This is a genomic window from Marinobacterium sp. xm-g-48, from assembly GCF_013282925.1.
In the GTDB taxonomy this organism is placed as follows: domain Bacteria; phylum Pseudomonadota; class Gammaproteobacteria; order Pseudomonadales; family Balneatricaceae; genus Marinobacterium_E.
The window spans coordinates 259,180-277,573 of the sequence record NZ_WBYQ01000002.1; the positions used below are offsets into that span (position 1 = coordinate 259,180).

General features: G+C 47.1%; 15 protein-coding genes and 1 tRNA gene. 11 read left to right on the top strand and 5 right to left on the bottom strand.

Features of this window, described 5'->3' with window-relative positions; all coding sequences use genetic code 11:
- The first annotated feature begins 97 nt into the window (after positions 1–97).
- A complete protein-coding gene (locus XMG48_RS05150; protein ID WP_173480995.1) occupies positions 98–1,204 on the top strand; it encodes a hypothetical protein in 1,107 nt (368 codons plus the stop codon).
- 59 nt (positions 1,205–1,263) lie between these two features.
- Positions 1,264–1,563 (top strand): hypothetical protein, encoded by a 300-nt coding sequence (locus XMG48_RS05155; RefSeq protein ID WP_173480996.1) that lies wholly within the window; start codon positions 1,264–1,266, stop codon positions 1,561–1,563.
- 32 nt (positions 1,564–1,595) lie between these two features.
- On the opposite strand, the gene XMG48_RS05160 is transcribed toward XMG48_RS05155, so the two are convergent.
- Entirely contained in the window at positions 1,596–3,683 is a 2,088-nt protein-coding gene (locus XMG48_RS05160) for an ATP-binding protein (RefSeq protein ID WP_173480997.1), read from the bottom strand.
- Between the two features lie 185 nt (positions 3,684–3,868).
- Entirely contained in the window at positions 3,869–4,846 is a 978-nt protein-coding gene (locus XMG48_RS05165) for a calcium/sodium antiporter (protein ID WP_173480998.1), read from the bottom strand.
- Positions 4,847–5,149: 303 nt separating this feature from the next.
- On the opposite strand from XMG48_RS05165, the gene XMG48_RS05170 reads away from it, so the two are divergent.
- Positions 5,150–5,237, top strand: a tRNA-Ser gene (locus XMG48_RS05170).
- A 365-nt stretch (positions 5,238–5,602) separates the two neighbouring features.
- Here XMG48_RS05170 and XMG48_RS05175 read toward each other — a convergent pair.
- A complete protein-coding gene (locus XMG48_RS05175; protein WP_173480999.1) occupies positions 5,603–6,316 on the bottom strand; it encodes a YebC/PmpR family DNA-binding transcriptional regulator in 714 nt (237 codons plus the stop codon).
- Positions 6,317–6,431: 115 nt separating this feature from the next.
- Between XMG48_RS05175 and XMG48_RS05180 the strand changes: the two genes are divergently transcribed.
- The 3 genes from XMG48_RS05180 to XMG48_RS05190 are packed head-to-tail and all read left to right on the top strand — an operon-like array spanning position 6,432 to position 8,751.
- Complete coding sequence (locus XMG48_RS05180; RefSeq protein WP_173481000.1) at positions 6,432–6,683, top strand: Trp family transcriptional regulator; 252 nt, start codon at positions 6,432–6,434, stop codon at positions 6,681–6,683.
- Positions 6,680–8,074, top strand: coding sequence for an anthranilate synthase component I family protein (locus tag XMG48_RS05185; RefSeq protein WP_173481001.1), 1,395 nt, complete (start codon positions 6,680–6,682; stop codon positions 8,072–8,074). Before XMG48_RS05180 ends, XMG48_RS05185 begins: the two co-directional genes overlap by 4 nt.
- A gap of 14 nt (positions 8,075–8,088) precedes the next feature.
- Positions 8,089–8,751 (top strand): aminodeoxychorismate/anthranilate synthase component II, encoded by a 663-nt coding sequence (locus tag XMG48_RS05190; RefSeq protein ID WP_173481166.1) that lies wholly within the window; start codon positions 8,089–8,091, stop codon positions 8,749–8,751.
- A 142-nt stretch (positions 8,752–8,893) separates the two neighbouring features.
- Here XMG48_RS05190 and gcvP read toward each other — a convergent pair whose 3' ends face one another.
- Entirely contained in the window at positions 8,894–11,758 is a 2,865-nt protein-coding gene (gene gcvP, locus XMG48_RS05195) for an aminomethyl-transferring glycine dehydrogenase (protein WP_173481002.1), read from the bottom strand.
- Positions 11,759–11,928: 170 nt separating this feature from the next.
- The gene (gene leuA, locus XMG48_RS05200; protein WP_173481003.1) at positions 11,929–13,596 is read right to left on the bottom strand and encodes a 2-isopropylmalate synthase; all 1,668 of its coding nucleotides are present in this window, start codon (positions 13,594–13,596) and stop codon (positions 11,929–11,931) included.
- Between the two features lie 166 nt (positions 13,597–13,762).
- On the opposite strand from leuA, the gene XMG48_RS05205 reads away from it, so the two are divergent.
- From XMG48_RS05205 to kdsA, 5 genes are all read left to right on the top strand, one after another.
- The gene (locus XMG48_RS05205; protein WP_173481004.1) at positions 13,763–14,221 is read left to right on the top strand and encodes an Lrp/AsnC family transcriptional regulator; all 459 of its coding nucleotides are present in this window, start codon (positions 13,763–13,765) and stop codon (positions 14,219–14,221) included.
- A gap of 47 nt (positions 14,222–14,268) precedes the next feature.
- Positions 14,269–15,231 (top strand): MBL fold metallo-hydrolase, encoded by a 963-nt coding sequence (locus XMG48_RS05210; protein ID WP_173481005.1) that lies wholly within the window; start codon positions 14,269–14,271, stop codon positions 15,229–15,231.
- Positions 15,228–16,961 carry a DEAD/DEAH box helicase gene (locus XMG48_RS05215; protein ID WP_173481006.1) on the top strand — a complete coding sequence of 578 codons (1,734 nt, stop codon included), beginning with the start codon at positions 15,228–15,230 and terminating at the stop codon, positions 16,959–16,961. Before XMG48_RS05210 ends, XMG48_RS05215 begins: the two co-directional genes overlap by 4 nt.
- Positions 16,962–17,036: 75 nt before the next feature.
- On the top strand, positions 17,037–17,243 hold the full coding sequence (locus tag XMG48_RS05220) for a DUF2788 domain-containing protein (protein ID WP_173481007.1): 207 nt from the start codon (positions 17,037–17,039) through the stop codon (positions 17,241–17,243).
- Between the two features lie 191 nt (positions 17,244–17,434).
- The gene (gene kdsA, locus XMG48_RS05225) at positions 17,435–18,286 is read left to right on the top strand and encodes a 3-deoxy-8-phosphooctulonate synthase (RefSeq protein WP_173481008.1); all 852 of its coding nucleotides are present in this window, start codon (positions 17,435–17,437) and stop codon (positions 18,284–18,286) included.
- Positions 18,287–18,394: the final 108 nt, after the last annotated feature.

An 18,394-nucleotide genomic window follows, 5' to 3' on the forward strand; every position in this document is an offset into this window, starting at 1 on the left:
ATAGCTATTGCTTTAGAGAGTTCAATAGGCATTGCACTAAGCTTGTCATACCGTATAATTTCACAATTGGATACTTAATTGAGAGATGGAAAGCAGCATGAGTAGAAGCGGTGAACAAATTTGTTTAAGAGTTGATGCAGAGCTGATCCAAAATCTAAAATTAATGTTTTCAGGTAATAATAAGCGTATACGCCAATTACGCAGTTTCTCTTCACTAGGTGGTAGCACAGTCAAGTTGTGGGGTGATACCACTGGTATGATTGGTATTGAAGGTACAGAGATCATATTGCCTGTTGATCTTGAAGAGGCAATTGACTCTGGAGCTCTTCGTCCTGGAGACAAGTTATTCCTTACCGTGCTTTCTGTTCGTGAAATCGAAAATCATTGGACAAGTGTTCAGTTCTATGCTTTTGAAATAGAAAAACCTTTTTTCTTGCTTCGATTTTATAACTGGCTTCCAAGAAAAGTACGAATTTCTCTGATTGTACTTATAGTAATAGTTAGTGGACTTGCATGGGTTGGCAATAACAGTACCGAGCTAAAAAATGAATCAAGAATCAAAGAGATCGTTAAAAACAATATTTATCCACAAACAACTAGTTTAGATTGTAGCGCCACAGATGGGAGTATTTTTGATGTAGTATTTCAAGATCCCATACATGTATATGATGATAAGTTATTATTCGGAAACTCTCCTGAATTAAATTCTTTTACTTATAAGAATAAAGTTAGTCAAAGAACACTTCGCAATTATGAAGTGAATTCTTTTAGTTACAAATCTTTACATCGACTTATTCCAAGTGAAAAGAAATATTTAGAAAATGGTTTTCAAGAATGGAAAGAGCCTGTACATAGTGATAAGGAATATTATGGGTGGAAGGCGCCTGAAGGTTACTATGCTAGTATTTCAAAACAAGCAGTCGTAACACCTTATCCAGAATATCAAAGTGATTCTGCTAGAGTGTACATAAAAGGAACTATTAATAAAGATTTTCACACTAACTCAAGATACATGATTCTTAAGGAATCAGATTCATACCTAGCATTCACAGAAAATGATAACAGGTTTAATTTAACCATTAAGACTGCGAAATACGATAAGAAAAAAGGTGTATATCAGGAAATCACTTCTAAACTTCCAGCAACAATGGTATTTGGAAACGGTGAAAGCATAAGTGTTAAGTGTGATTACTTAAAAGAATAGTCCTGTGATCACAGTTGAAACTTATATTTTTACTACAGAAATTAGAAAGGTTGGCATAAATGGAAGCAATTATTGATATTTTCGGGACAGTTTTTGCTCTATTAATAGATGCGGTTCAGCACTATGCAGCGCTTGCTTTTAGCCTCTTCAGTCAGCTTTTCGGGACAATTTTCGGAGCAATTTACGCTTTTACGGTTTTTTGTGCAGTCGCACTGATGGTTGTTTTGCCTATTATTGTCTTATTCAGCATGCCTTCTGACATAGCTAAAGGCAGGCTTAGTGGTAGCTTTGCTAAGCTATTCTGGGCAGAGTTGATTTGTTTCTTGTGGATATCTCCAATGGTATTTGATCTGACATAGCTAAAAGGAGGCTTAGTGGTAGCTCTGCCCAGCTATTTTGGACAGTGTTGATTTGTTTTTTGTGGGATTCTCCAATGGTATTTGAATAGTCGCAACAAAAACGATCGGAAATAACACGCATTAACACCACCCTTTACCTCCTCCTTTCCCGCATCAATTTCATCGAAGTTACCAGACTCTTCCTCTGTCGTTAGTTCAATTAATTGAAAATTATGAGCCGCTATATGCGACTCATAATTGCAGAGTAAATATGTCTGATGCTTTGCTTCGCCGCTTGAATACCAATCGAGCTTCGTTTTATCAACACGAAAGCGGAGAGCCTTGTCAATGCTGTCGATTTTTAACGGTTTTGCCAACACAAGATCTGCACCCGCTTTTAATAGCTGATCTCGCTCCCCCCCGATGGTTGCCGCTGTTACACCGATAATGGGTGTATCAACATCCATAGACCTTAGGGTTTTAATCATCTCTGCCCCATCCATGACCGGCATCATCAGGTCAGACAGCATAAGATCAAAGGTTTGTAATTTAGCTTTTTGCAGCCCCTCATCCCCGTTAGAAGCAGTCACAACCGATGCGCCTTTTGATTCCAGCATCTTTTTGGTTAACAGTTGGATTGTTAGGTTATCCTCAACGACCAAAACGGATAATCCTTCTAACACTGAGTGTTCCACCTGAGGTAATTCAGATGTTGGCAAAGAATTCTCAGCCTCTTCAATCGCCAATGAGAGTCTAAAGGTAAAACGGCTTCCCGTTTTTCCGTCGCTCTCTAACACCAACTCACCGCCCATGTTAGTCACCAACTCCTTACAGACACTGAGTCCAATACCGGTCCCCTCAGCCTGGCTATTACCCCGAGTGAAGCTCTCAAACACCCGAGCCTGAAGCTCAGGCATAATGCCCTTACCATCATCGGTAATAGTGACTTCAAGACGTGCAGAGCTTGGGTTAATGCGTTGCAGATCGGCCGAGATAGACAAGGTTTTACACTGGCTGTGAATGATGGCGTTTCGCATTAGATTTGAGACGATTTGACGCAGCGCCTTCTCTGATGTTTTAACATGAGCCTCGCTAAGCACTATCTCATCGACTAAACGAATTCCGTGTGCATAGGCTTGCTGTCGATAGCTGGTAATAAGACCACTGAATAGCTGACCCAAATTGACTGAATCGACGTTCATATCACGACCAGAACCGGCTCGTGCGACCAAACTCATATCATCAATAAGCGATAGAGTATGTTCAACATTTGAGCGAATGCGATTGAGATTAATGGACTCTCTATTCTCTAACTCCATCATGATGATCGATATGGGCGTGCGGATCTCATGACCTAAAATGGCAAACACATCGGCTTCACGCTGTTTGGACTCTTCCGATAGTGCAAGCGCCTGCTGAAGTTCTTTGGTTTTACTTTCGACTTGCTGCGCTAAATTGTCCTGGCTTTGAGCCATAAGTGTATGAGCTTCAACTAACTCTTTGCGCATCGCTTCAAGCAGCTTAGCAAACTGCGAGATCTCATCATCGCCAATAATCTTCACCTTAGTATTTAGGTCACCCTTGGCAATCGATTCGACACTTTTAGAGAGCTCGCGTATGCGATAAGTCAGGTATCGACCAAGCAGGTATGAAAAGAAAGCTACCAACAGAAGCCCGCCAATCGCGATTTGAAAACCTAATACTTTGGCAAAATTGGAGTTATCGTCAACGATTGAGATGTCATAGGTAAATTCGACCCAGCCAAAGGATTGTTGATCGATAATAATAGGTATCTGAACTTCGTATATGGATTCAAGCCCACTAAGCTCCTTCTGTGTCTGGCTCGCCATGACTCGATCATTGGCTGCTATAACCGAAACGCCCAATACCGTTTCACGCTGCATGAATTGAGATATGGTCGATTCTACCTCGGCAATATCAAAACTGATGACCGCATTGGTGATGGACGAGGTAAAGAGCTCTGAGATGCCTCGTGCAGACTCTTCATAAAGCGCTTTATTCGTATCATGAACAATGGCTGACTCTGTCAGAATCAAGAAAGAGAAGGCGCAGATCTCGATTAATGCCACACCAATGATGGTTTTAGCACCAATACTTAACTTAGACACAAACTTAAACATACTGCTCTCTACAAATTTTCGTTAGTAAATTTAGAGCAAGTATCGTGCCAACTTATTAGATGCTGGAGTGTGTATGTAAAGCTATCGCGGCCTTTTTAAGACCGCGATAGAAATTGTTGGAGCGGTCTAGCAAAGGCCGCGATGATAAGTGTAGTAATAGCCCAAAGGGCGAAGCGAATTAAGCGTTAAAACGAAGCAGACAGCGTATAGAAAAGGTAACCCGCATAACCTATATAGACGGCCACCAACAACCCACCCTCAACGCGATTAATGCGACGACGCCCCAACACTCCGTAACCTAGAACAAACAGGGACAGAGTTAACACGCCCATGATGGTCCAATCGCGGTAGAGAGCTGCAGCTTCAATACCCAAAGGCTGAATAGCTCCGGCTATACCCACAACGGCAAGAGTATTGAACAAGTTAGATCCAATGACATTACCCAAGGCTAAATCATGCTCGTTCTTCTTTACCGCAATGATTGACGAAGCCAGCTCAGGCAGCGAAGTGCCTATCGCGACAATGGTCAAGCCAATGATCAAATCACTGACACCCAAAGCCATCGCAATATCGACAGCGCCCCAAACCAACAGGCGTGAGCTACCGATCAGAATCACTAGGCCTAACACCAACCAGAAAAGCGCTCGACTTAACGGCAGGTAGTCGTCATCTTCAAACTCAGATTCAAAGTCCGCAGAGAGTGTGTCGTTTTTGGCTCTCATGCTAGAGTAGATCGACCAGCCCATGATCAGCGCAAAGACAAACAGCATCAGAAAAGCATCAAAACGAGTGATCTCTAAATCGTAGATCAACGCTCCCACAAGCAGGGTTGCAAGGGCTAATAGAGGAAGCTCCGTCTTCAGAATCTTGGACTTAACGCTGATAGGACTTAACAGCGCGGTGATCCCCAAAATTAACGCAATATTAGTGATGTTTGAGCCAAAGCCATTACCAATTGCTAAGCCAGGGTTACCTTGGGATGCGGCCAAAGCAGAGACCACCATCTCAGGTGCAGAGGTACCAAACCCAATAATGACCATACCGATCAATAAGGTTGGCATACCCAAATGTTTAGCGGTAGCAGCCGCCCCATCGACAAAGCGATCGGCACTCCAAACCAATAACACAAGACCCGCAACCACAGCCAAGATAGGCATCAACATCAATCAGTTCCTAATGAAAATATTAAATCTGAGTGTATTCTAAACGAAACCACCCACAGTAACAGCACAAGCCGCGATAAACCCTTGTGATTTAAACCATCTTTGCTAGAATCCGCGCTCGCGTTGAAGAGCACGCCTGAAGAGTGATGTGCCAATAAAAAGTTTAGGTCAGTTGTCCGAGTGGTCGACTAAAAACGCAAGGATAGCGTTTTTGAACGGACGAAGTCCGGCCCCAACGGGGTGTGCGTCAGGAGACGCGAATAACGAGCACGCCTGGAAAGTGTTGTGCCAAATTAAAGTTTAGGTTGAGTGTCCGAGTGGTCGAAGGAGCACGCCTGGAAAGTGTGTATACGGCAACGTATCGAGGGTTCGAATCCCTCCTCAACCGCCATCTAAAACAAAAAGCCTCGCACAAGCGGGGCTTTTTGCTTTGGGTTGTTTGGATAAGAACCCGACCAGAGGGTTCGACAAAAACGCAGGATAGCGTTTTTGAACAGCGAAGCTGGGCAGAGCCCGAGCGACAGGGATGTCGCGAGTTAATCCCTCCTCAACCGCCATCCAAATCAAAAAGCCTCGCACAAGCGGGGCTTTTTGTTGGAGCCTTATCGCAGATGAGGCGATTGGCATCATCGCGGCCTTTACAAGACCGCTCCAACAACAGCGCAAGTACTATCGCGACCTTTTCAAGATCGCTCCAACATAAGGCTTATTCCAACAAAAAAGGCTCCCTAGGGAGCCTTCATTCAACGTCATTCTTTACAGTTGAACGTTGTGGTAAACGTGCTGAACATCATCAAGATCTTCTAGCATGCCTAAGAACTTATCAAACAACACCTGATCTTCTTCGCTGATCTCTGTGTAGCTGTTAGGTACCCACTGGATCTCTTCTACTTCAAGATCCGTAATGCCCATCTCAGTTAGAGCTGTTTTAGCTTTAAAGTAGTCGGTAGGAGCAACAAAGGCGGTTAGCAACCCCTCTTCGTTCTCAAGATCGGTTACATCAACGTCGGCTACCATCAGCGCTTCAAGCACAGCGTCTTCATCATCGTGTTTGAATACAAATACCGCAGCGTGTTCAAACATGTGCGCTACGGCACCTTGGTTACCGATTTTACACTTAGTCTTAGTAAAGGCTTGACGAACATCACCAAAGGTACGGTTCGGGTTGTCAGTTAGACACTCAATGATCGCCATTGAGCCGCCTGGGCCGTAACCTTCATATCGAGCAGGTGCGAAGTCTTCACCGCCACCACCTTGCGCTTTATCGATCGCTTTATCGATAACGTGCGCAGGTACCTGATCTTTTTTAGCACGATCAAGCAAGCTACGCAGAGACAGGTTAGCATTGGGATCCGAACCACCGGATTTGGCACTCATGTAAATTTCACGGCTGTAACGACTGTAGACCTTAGCATTCTGGTCAGAAGTTTTAGCAATCGAGGCTTTTCGGTTTTGATACGCACGACCCATCGGGAAGTCACTCCAGTAGTTCAAAAAAGAGGCGACAGTTTAATCCCCTAGCGCCCTTCAGACAATCCTAAAAAGCGCTGTTCACTGGAAAAGCATTGTGCTATCGTACTAGTACATGAATACATCTAGCCATTTTGATCAACTCATTACTCACCTCTTCTCTTGTCAAAGCGAAGAGACACTTTCCGTTGCGCTGCAGGAACTGTTAACACCCAGTGAAGTCACAGAGATCAGTAAACGATTACAGATCTTCCGACTTTTAGAGGATGGTGTTCCCCAACGCGAAATTGCGAAACAGCTAGGTGTAGGTATAGCGACTGTGACGCGCGGTTCGCGCGCATTGAAAGCCAAAGAAGGTAACGAATGATTAACCGTAAACCGGCCAAAATTAAGCTTCCCCGAAAACCTCAATACGTCAAAATGGCGGCCGACATCGATTTTTTCCAACTGTTTAAGAAGATCGAAAAGCGCTTTGATAACTGCGTGATGCTCGAATCTTTGGGTGAAGAGAGTTACATCTCACGCCACTCCATCATCGGTTTTGATCCTGAGCAGATTTTGTGGGCCGACGAAGGTTATCTTCATATCGAGGATCGCCAGGGCAACCGCGAGTCTTACGCCAGTGAAAACCCATACTACCTTCTACGTGAGATCGTTCCTCAAAACATCATCTCGCGAAAATATGCGGGTGGTTTGACCGGCTATATCGGTTACGACTGTATGAACTACTTTGAACCCTCACTGAACCTACAACACAGTGAGATGTTCGATATCTTCCGTTTTGGTGTTTTTAAAGACGGTCTAATTCTCGACAAAATGACCGGTGAAGTTTTCTACTTCTACTACACTGATAGCCGCATTGAGTTGGTCGATGAGATTCTCGCTTCCGACTGCCCTGCCAATGGCCCGCTGAAGATCTACAACCTCGGCGATACCATGACCCAACAAGATCATGCTGATGCTGTTATGAAGGTTAAACAGGACATCATTGAGGGTAAGATTTTCCAGACGGAAGTGGGCTTTAAAAAGCGTTTCCGCCTCGAGGGTGACACCATCAACATTTACGAACAATTGCGCGAAGTGAACCCATCGCCGCAGATGTACTACGTAAAGTTTGGTGAGCAGAAGCTAATTGGCGCAAGCCCCGAACTACTCTTCCGCTTACGTCAGGGTGAAATGGAGACTTTCCCACTGGCCGGCACAACAAAACGTGGCGCCGATGCCGTTGAAGATCAGCAGTTAGCTCGCGCCCTACTCAACGATCCTAAAGAGATTGCCGAGCACAATATGATCGTCGATCTACATCGAAACGACATCGGTCGAGTGGCACGCTTTGGTACGGTTAAAGTGCGCAACCTTATGGACATCAAACGATTCAGTCATGTCCAACACATCTCAAGTGAGATTGTCGGCATTATCTCTGATGAGCATGACATGTTCTCTGCTTTAGCCAGCAACTTCCCTGCCGGCACACTGACAGGCGCGCCAAAAATTGAGGCGATGACGATCATTGATGAGTTGGAAGCAGATGGCCGGGGCCCTTATGGAGGTGCAGTCGGTCACTTCTCCTTCAATGGTGATTGTACCTTTGCCATTCCTATTCGCACGGTATTTGCCAACGGTGAACAGGCGTATGTGCAGACCTGTGGTGGTAATGTCTACGACTCTAATCCGGAAGATGAGTACGAAGAGATTCGTCGCAAGTTTGCCGGTACTAAAAAAGTACTGGATCAATTTATGGTGGAGGTACAGGCGTGACCGACTCAACAACCATGAAGGTTTACATCATCGATAACTATGACTCCTTCACCTACAACCTCTACCAGTTCATTGGCGAGATTCTTGAAGCTGAGCACCTCGCAGGCAACTTGGATAATTTTGAGATCATTGTAAAACGCAACGATGAGGTCGATGTTGAGGCTGTTCGCCAGGCCAACCCAGATAGAATCATTATCTCGCCCGGCCCTGGCTCACCGGATGACCCTAAATATTTTGGCGTCTGTGCTGATGTGATAACCAGCCTAGGCAAAGAGACGCCATTAATGGGCGTCTGTTTAGGTATGCAAGGCATAGTCCACTGTTTTGGTGGAAAGGTGGTGAAAGCCCCACTGCCGATGCACGGCAAGATCAGTCCGATCACCCACAACGCCGAGGGTGTATTCAAAAATATCCCCGATCAACTTGAGGTGATGCGCTACCACTCTCTCATTGCAGAGTCGGAATCGATTCCAGACTGTTTAGAGGTCACTGCAGCTGTCGGTGAGCTACAGCAGAACGACCTGACCAACATCGATCGAATCCGCCAAGGCGGTGCCTTTGAGATTATGGGTGTTAAGCACAAAGAGTATCCAATCCATGGCATTCAATTCCACCCAGAATCCTTTGCGACCGAAGGTGGTAAAGAGCTGATTCGAAATTTTTTGTTTGTGGAGTGATCTTGTTGGAGCCTTATCGTAGATGAGGCGATTTATAATCGCGGCCTTTTCAAGACCGCTCCAACATTCAAACCGCTCCAACGCTCCAAAAAAAAAGGGGTCTGACCTTTGGTCTGACCCCTTTTTGTTAATACAAAATAACCTACTCTGCGTAGTCACTCACCGGTGGACAGGTGCAGACGAAGTTTCGATCGCCGTAGACGTTGTCGATACGGTTAACCGTTGGCCAGAACTTCGCTTGGCGAACGGCACTGACTGGGAACACCGCCTGCTCTTTTGAGTAGCTACGAGTCCACTCTGCATCCACCAGATCTTCCAGGGTGTGCGGTGCATGTCTAAGAACAGAATCTTCCGCAGCGACTTCACCTCGCTCAACCGCCGCAATCTCTTCACGAATCTTAATCATTGCTTCAATGAAACGATCAAGCTCTTGAATCGATTCTGACTCAGTCGGTTCCACCATTAGCGTACCCGGCACAGGGAAGGACATGGTCGGCGCGTGGAAACCATAGTCCATCAAACGTTTAGCTATGTCCTCTTCCGTAATGTCAGAGACCTCTTTCAGAGGACGAATGTCGATAATACATTCGTGTGCGACAAAGCCATTCGTGCCGCGGTAGAGAATCGAATAGTGATTCTCAAGACGTTTAGCAATGTAGTTAGCATTTAGAATCGCCAGTTCGGTCGATTCGCGCAAACCGCGATCACCGAGCATACGGATGTACATCCAGGTAATCGGCAGAATAGACGCCGAACCGTAAGGTGCTGCTGCTACGGCTCCATTGCTGCCATTACCTGGCACGGGCGATACACTGTGGCTAGCAAGGAATGGCGCTAAGTGTGCTTTCACACCAATAGGCCCCATACCTGGACCACCACCACCGTGAGGGATAGCAAAGGTTTTGTGCAGGTTAAGGTGTGATACGTCAGCACCAATCGTACCTGGCTTACACAGGCCTACCTGCGCATTCAAGTTAGCACCGTCCATGTAGACCTGACCACCATGCTGGTGAATCAGTTCACAGATTTCACCCACAGCCTCTTCAAAGACACCGTGCGTCGATGGGTAGGTAATCATCAGTGTCGACAGGTTGTCGCTGTGCTGTTCCGCTTTGGCTTTCAAGTCAGCCACATCCACGTTACCCACTTCATCGCAGGCAACCACAACCACTTTCATATCCATCATTGCGGCTGAAGCAGGGTTGGTACCGTGCGCCGACGATGGAATCAAACAGACATTACGGTGACCTTCACCGATAGACTCTTGGTACTTACGAATCGCTAACAGACCAGCGTACTCACCCGAAGCCCCTGAGTTTGGCTGCATAGAGATCGCATCGTAGCCGGTGATATCAATCAACCAACGATCCAACTGTTCTAGCATTTCAGCGTAGCCCTGTGCCTGCTCTGCAGGAACGAACGGATGAACATTACCAATTTCTGGCCAAGTGACCGGCGCCATCTCCGAAGTCGCATTCAACTTCATCGTACATGAACCTAGCGGAATCATTCCGTGAACCAGAGAGTAATCTTTATTCTCTAGACGCTTCATGTAACGAAGGATATCGTGCTCAGCGTGGTATCGATTAAAGACAGGGTGAGACAACACTTCATCTTCACGAATCATATCCGTTGGGATCGAAAGAGCCGCATCGACATCACCTAGGTCCTCAACTGAAACAACCTTACCGGTAATGATACTTACAAGTTGCGCGACATCTTCAACGCTGTGCGTCTCATCAAAGCTGACACCGAAACGAGTCTCAGTGATCTTACGAAGATTGATATTGGCATCTAAAGCGCGCTGATAGACCGTTGCGTCGGCATCAAAGCTCAAGGTATCAAAGAAGTGGGTATTGGTCGTTAAGCCAGCACGGTTAAGCTGATTCGCTGCAAGCTGAGCGAGGCGGTGAACACGAGTAGCAATCTTTTTCAGACCCACTGGGCCATGGTAGATCGCATAAAACGCAGCCATATTGGCCAACAGAGCCTGAGCTGTACAGATGTTAGAGGTCGCCTTCTCGCGACGAATGTGCTGTTCACGTGTCTGCATCGCCATGCGGTAGGCTTGGTTACCTCGGGAATCGATCGATACCCCAATAATACGACCAGGAACCGAGCGCTTAAGCTTTTCGCTGGTCGCGAAAAATGCAGCATGTGGACCACCAAAGCCCATCGGTACACCAAAACGTTGTGCTGAACCGAGGGCAACATCTGCACCGAGAGAGCCCGGTGATTTAAGCAACATTAATGCTAAAAGATCGGTTGCCACTGCAACCAGTGCACCTTGTGCCTTAGCATCTTCAACGACGCTGGCAAGATCGATAATCTCCCCCTCACTGCCTGGGTATTGAACCAGACAGCCGAAACAGTCGTGTGAAGAGAGGTTTGTGGCATCATCAACAACGACCTCAATACCAAAGTACTCGGCACGTGTTTGAATAACATCCAAGGTCTGTGGGTGTACCTGAGAATCGACAAAGAAGGTGTCTGATTTCTTACGATTAGATCGCTTAAGCAGAGTCATTGCCTCAGCTGCAGCGGTCGCTTCATCAAGCAACGACGCGTTTGCCAAGTCCATGCCAGTCAGATCCATGACCATCTGCTGGAAGTTGAGCAGTGACTCAAGACGGCCTTGTGAGATCTCAGGCTGGTAAGGGGTGTAGGCGGTGTACCAAGCGGGATTCTCCAGCACGTTACGCTGAATAACACCCGGTACCAAGGTGCCGTAGTAGCCCATACCGATAAAGTTTTTGTTCAGTTGGTTCTTAGCCGCGATCTGCTTAAGTTCCGACAGGGCTTCAACCTCTGTCACCGGATTACCAATCGAGAGCGCATCACTCAGTAGGATCGATTCAGGGACGGTTTTCTGAATCAAATCAGCTCGATCAGAGACATCCAGGGTGCTGCACATCTGTAATTGCTCAGCATCATTTGAGCCGAGGTGGCGCTGAATGAATTGATCAGAATCGCGAAGTTCTTGAAGCGTACTGTGAGAGTGAGGCATGAAGGGTTCCAACTAACAATTAGAAAGTTTCAATTAAGGCCAATATTCTACTCCTTCAGCCTATTTCATGACACTTTTTGATAGATTGATTGAAAATAAAAAGGCCAGTACACATTTCACAATGCGAACCGGCCTTATCAATTAACGGATTAAATCAGTTGTTAGCGTCACTAAGCCGCTAGTTGTACAGCGACCTCTGATCGGTTGATGGCCGAGATCAGTGCCTTTAGAGAAGCCCCTAAACTGTCTGTATCAAAGGCCATACCGACGACACGCTGACCATCAACATTGATTAAGAAGTAAGCTGCTGCCAATGCATCGGTGCCACTACCGACCGCATGTTCAGAGTAGTCGATGACGTTGACTGCCTGCCCAGTCAACGAGGCCCAACCATCAAGGAAAGAGGAGATTACCCCTTCCCCCTGACCGATCAGTTCACGATCTTGGCCGTTGATCGATACTGTCGCTTTGAACTGCTCGTTTTGCTGACGATCAATGGAGAAGCCTTGCAACGCTACTGGCTCAGCCGATTTAATAAAGTTCGCTTTAAGGATCTCAAAAATCGCATCACTGCCCATTTCCGAAGCACTCTCTTCTGAAGCTTTTTGAACCAGCGGAGCCAATTCAGTCTGCATCCAGCGCGGCAGAGTAATGCCATAATCACGTTCAAGTACAAAGGACATACCGCCCTTGCCTGATTGACTGTTAACGCGAATAACCGCTTGGTAATCACGGCCAATATCCTTTGGGTCGATTGGCAAGTAAGCCACCTGCCAGTGCTCATCCTCACCCTGTCGGTGCAAACACTTCTGTATAGCATCCTGATGGCTACCCGAAAAGGCCGTGTAGACCAACTCTCCAATCCAAGGATGACGGGGACTAACCGGCAAGCGCGTACACTCAGTAAAGGTGGTAATAATCTCATCCGGATTAGACAGATCCATTTTAGGATCAACGCCTTGGCTGTATAAGTTCATCGCCATTGTGACCAAATCCATGTTACCGGTACGCTCGCCATTGCCTAGCAACGTCCCTTCCACACGATCAGCACCGGCCAAAACTGCCAGCTCAGCAGCCGCCACAGCACATCCTCGGTCATTATGAGTGTGAACTGAGATAATCGCGCCAGCACGATTCTTCATATGGGTACAGAAGTACTCAATCTGATCGGCAAAAATGTTGGGCGTCGACTCCTCTACCGTTGACGGTAGATTGATAATGCAGCGGTTCTCAGCCGTTGGCTGCCAAACATCCATTACCGCATCACACACCTCGATCGCATAGTCGATCTCAGTTCCGGTAAAACTCTCTGGTGAATACTGGAAGGTCCAATCAACTTCTGGGTAATCTTTGGCACCCTCCATGACCCACCGCGCACCCTGTGTCGCAATCGCTTTGATACCCTCGCGATCCTGATTGAATACGCGCTCACGCTGAATCGTACTGGTTGAATTGTAGACGTGAACCACCGCACTTTTAACACCACGAAGCGCTTCATAGGTACGGTCTATCAGCTCTTTACGGGCCTGTACTAGTACCTGAATCGTCACGTCATCAGGAATCTCACCGTTGTCGATCAACCAGCGAACAAAATCGTAGTCCGGCTGACTCGCTGACGGGAAGCCCACTTCAATCTCTTTTAGCCCAATCTTCACCAACAGACGCCATAGACGCTGCTTCTGTTCAACAGTCATCGGTTCAAGTAGCGCCTGATTACCGTCACGCAGATCCACCGACGCCCAAATCGGCGCGTGGGTGATTGTGTTGTTAGGCCAAGTACGATTCTCAATTTGAATCTGTGGAGCTGGCTGATAGCGGCGGTAATCGAAGTTAGACATACAATCCTCAACAGTGGCTTCGAGTTAATTCATTGCTGCACAGTTTACTGGGGTTACGGAGGTGAATGATTGCGAATTAACTAAGAAATAGATGAATTTATTATCATTAATTGCTATAAATTAATTAATTAAGCAATTTTATTCTAATTTTTTGCGGATTGTAGAAATGGATCGTTACGATAAGGCTATTCTTCAGCAGCTTCAGCTAGATGGACGCATCTCAAACCAAGAGTTAGCGGATAAGGTCGGTCTCTCACCCTCCCCCTGCTTACGCCGTGTCAGAGCCCTTGAAGAGAGCGGCATCATTAGCGGCTATCGCGCCAACTTGGATGCCAAAAAATTGGGGTTAACGCTTACCGCAATCATTATGATTTCGATGGATCGCCACACCCCAGAGCGTTTCGCCAACTTTGATAAGGTCATTAATGATCTACCAGAGGTATTAGAGTGCTTGCTGATTACCGGTCAGGATGCTGACTACCAACTCAAAGTGGTGGTGCATGACATGGAAGATTTTCAACGCTTATTGCTCGAAAAGATCACCCGCATAGAGGGCGTGACCGGCGTGCATTCGAGTTTTGTCATGCGCAATGTTAAGAGTGAATCGGCACTACCCGTTCGATAAAAGCGTGTTATATTTCTGGTCTATAAAAACAGAACAAGGTGTGTGCTATGCCGTTAAAAGCCCTCTCTTTAAGTGTGTCAATTCTCACAAGCCTAGTGTCGACCTCAGCCTTTGCTGTGACGCCCGATGATAAGTACAAAGAGTCCCTACTCTACGATAAACCCGTCAAAGTCGCCGATGATGTCTACTCGGCCATCGGGCAGTTGAAGTTTTACACCTATGAGAATGCCGGCCACAACAATAACCTTAGCTTCGTGATTGGCGATGAGTCAGTCCTGGTGGTGAATGGTTCAAGTACTTACCTATTAGCCAAAGCCCTACATGATGAGATCAAACAACTGACCGACAAACCGGTTAAATACGTCGTTGATGAAAATGGCCAATCCCATGCCGCTCTAGGAAATAACTACTGGAAAGAGCAAGGGGCAACCATTATTGCCCACGTCGATGCGGAAGAGGAGATTCAAGAGCAGGGGTTTCGCGGTCTAGAGATGCTCAAAGAGACACTGAAAGAGCGCATCAATGGCACCGAATTGACCGAGATCGATCAAACCTTTGAAGAGAGCATGACGCTAGATCTTGGGGGCATCACGGCCGAACTTATGCACCTTGGCCCAGCCCACTCAAAAGGGGACATCAGTGTTGTGATTCCTGAGCGCAACGTCATGATTGCCGGCGATATAGCCTTTCACCAACGCATGCTGCCCGTCTTTCCGGAGACCAATACGGCTGAATGGATAGAGACTTGGGTGAATGAGTTTACACCGATAGCACAGGATATGATCATTGTTCCGGGTCACGGGGAACCCACTAACTTTGCCGAGGTCGATCGATATACTCGCGGTTACCTTGAGTACGTTCGGGGTAAGATCGGAGAGTTGATTGATGAGGGCGGCACACTCGATGACGCCTACAAAATTGACCAAACACCCTACCTTCATCTAGAGACAGCCGATGAGCTAGCGGGCAAAAACGCGGGGCGCATCTTTGAAGCGATGGAGTGGGAGTGACACAGCGCTTTACTCTTCGCCCCTATCAACAACAGGCGGTTGATGCGACGCTGACGCACTTCCGCCAAACCTCCGAGAGCGCCGTACTGGTGCTCCCTACCGGAGCCGGTAAAAGCCTAATCATTGCCGAGCTAGCCCGCCTAGCAAAGCGTAAAATATTGGTGGTCACTCACGTTCAAGAACTGGTCGAACAGAATGCTTCCAAATATGCGGCATTAGGGCTGACACCGGGTATCTACTCGGCGGGACTAAAGCAGCGTGACACTGAACATCAAGTGGTGTTTGCCTCGATCCAATCAATCGCCAGAAATCTCGATCAGTTTGATCATCAGTACTCATTGATCATTATTGATGAGTGCCACCGTGTCTCTGATAACGACGAATCGCTCTATCAACAACTGATCAGCCAGATTAAGAAGAGTAATCCATCGCTAAAGGTATTAGGACTCACTGCCACCCCCTATCGTTTAGGCCATGGCTGGATATACCATCGGGATTACCGTGGTTTTTTCCGCCAATCAGAGAGCACCATTTTCCAACACTGCATCTATGATCTGCCGATGCGCAACCTGATCAAACAGGGGTTCTTAACGGAGCCTAAGCTGATCAATGCAGCGACCGCACACTACGACTTCTCAGCACTGACACCCTCACCTAACGGACTGTTTGCAGAGCGGGAGGTCAATGAACTGCTGGCTAAATACCCCAGAGTCACTGAAGCCATTTGTGAGCAGGTCGTGGAACTTGCTAACGATCGGCAAGGCGTCATGTTGTTTGCGGCCAGTGTTAAGCACGCAAAAGAGATATTGGACTACCTCCCTAAAGGGGAAGCGGAGCTGGTGATAGCCGATACCGATGCTAAGCAACGTACAGAGATCATCAACCGCTTTAAACAGCGGCAGTTTAAATACCTCGTTAACGTTGCGGTACTGACCACCGGTTTTGATGCACCACATGTCGATCTAATTGCGATTCTTCGCCCCACTCAATCAGTCAGTCTGTTCCAACAGATGGTCGGTCGCGGCTTACGACTGAGTGAAGGTAAAAAAGAGTGTTTAGTCATCGACTACGCCAACAACGGAATCGATCTATTCGACCCTGAAGTCGGCGTACCCAAGCCAGCACCTGATACCGAGCCGGTACAGGTGTTCTGCCCTATCTGCGACTTTGCTAACCTCTTTTGGGGAAGAACCGATCAAGATGGAGCCGTCATTGAGCACTATGGACGCCGCTGCCAAGGTCTCTCTGATGACGGGGAGCAGTGTCAGTTTCGCTTTAAGTTCAAAAGCTGCCCTCATTGCGGCGCTGAAAATGATATCGCGGCACGAAACTGCCAAGGGTGTCATGAGGCTCTGATCGACCCTGATGATCTGATCAAAAAAGCTCTATCACTGAACAGCTGCAAAGTGATTCGCTGTGCGGGACTTAGAGTCAATCAAGAGGATATGGCGATACGAGTGACCTACTATGATGAAGATGCAAACACCCTATCGGAGAAGTTCAACCTCACCAACCCCAAACAAAGGGTGCTGTTTAATCAACTCTTTGGATCACGGGTGAATAGTGGTCAATCACCCACTCTTTTCAATAGCGTGGAATCAGTACTTGAGCTGAGCAGCGCTTTACCCGTACCGGACTTTGTCGTCTCCAGAAAATCGGGTAAGTATTGGCAAGTGACCGAGCGCATCTTTGACTACCAGGGGCGCTATCGTAAAGCGAACCAGCTGTAAAAAACCCTACCTTTTACAGGGTGTTAATTCTTCTCTATTTGCTATGATGCGCGCTCAAATTGAGAGGAGAGAACTATGCGTTTAGCCGAAATGGAAGCGATCATGTTTAACGTCGGTGTCACCGTCTTCGCTCTCTTCATCTTCTTTATCATCTACGATCTTGCTAAAAAATCGAACGCCGGCAAATTCGGTACTTTTATTCTTTTCTTTGCACTCGGCCTAGGCCTTGCTGCCTTTTTAGCAAAATCGATCATCGTTGAGTTTATCGGCGGCTCGATTTAAAGCAATTGCCGGATTCACCAGTGACTGGCTTTAGCCTGTCATCTGCTTTATCAGCGTTTTCCAGAAGATTGAATGTAATTCGAAAGCGGATGACAGGCTGAAAGCCAGTCACCGTTGCTAAAGTAGTTACCTTCTACAATATACCGGCTAGTTACTTTATAATCGCGGAATCATTTTTATAAGGAACAACAATGGAACAGCGCAGTATCAAAGTCGGTCAAATCGATGTGAATAACGATAAGCCGATGGTGCTTTTTGGTGGTATGAACGTATTGGAATCGCGTGATTTAGCAATGACCATTGCTGAGCAGTACGTTGAAGTGACGAACAAGCTGAATATCCCTTATGTGTTTAAAGCGAGCTTTGATAAGGCAAACCGTTCCTCTATCAACTCTTTCCGTGGCCCTGGCTTGGATGAGGGTTTGAAAATCCTTCAGGAGGTCAAGTCGACCTTTAATGTACCGGTTATCACTGACGTGCACGAACCCTTCCAGTGCCAACCAGCCGCTGAGGTGTGTGATGTGATTCAGCTTCCTGCATTCCTATCACGCCAGACTGACCTTGTAGTCGCTATGGCGAAAACCGGTGCGGTGATTAACATCAAGAAAGCGCAGTTCCTTGCACCGCATGAGATGAAGCACATTCTGACCAAGTGTGAAGAGGCTGGTAACGATCAATTGATTCTGTGTGAGCGCGGCAGTGCATTCGGTTACAACAACCTCGTGGTCGATATGCTTGGCTTTAGCATCATGAAAGAGTTTGGTTACCCAGTCATCTTTGATGCTACCCACGCACTGCAGATGCCGGGCGGACGTTCAGATTCAGCCGATGGACGTCGTGCGCTGGTAGCACAGCTATCTCGTGCGGGCCTTTCACAGGGTATTGCTGGTCTCTTCCTAGAAGCACACCCAGATCCAAACGTTGCAAAGTGTGACGGCCCCTGTGCCCTACCACTATCGAAGCTAGAGCCTTACCTAGCACAGATGAAAGCGGTGGATGAGTTGGTTAAGTCATTCCCAGCGTTGGATACTTCGGCGGAGTAACGCGATCCTGTAGGAACGAATTGCCGAAGGCAAACCGTGAACAATTAATTTGGCGGGTTCGTCCATTCGCGGTTTTTCACTTCGTTCAAATTCGCTCCTACAGAGTGC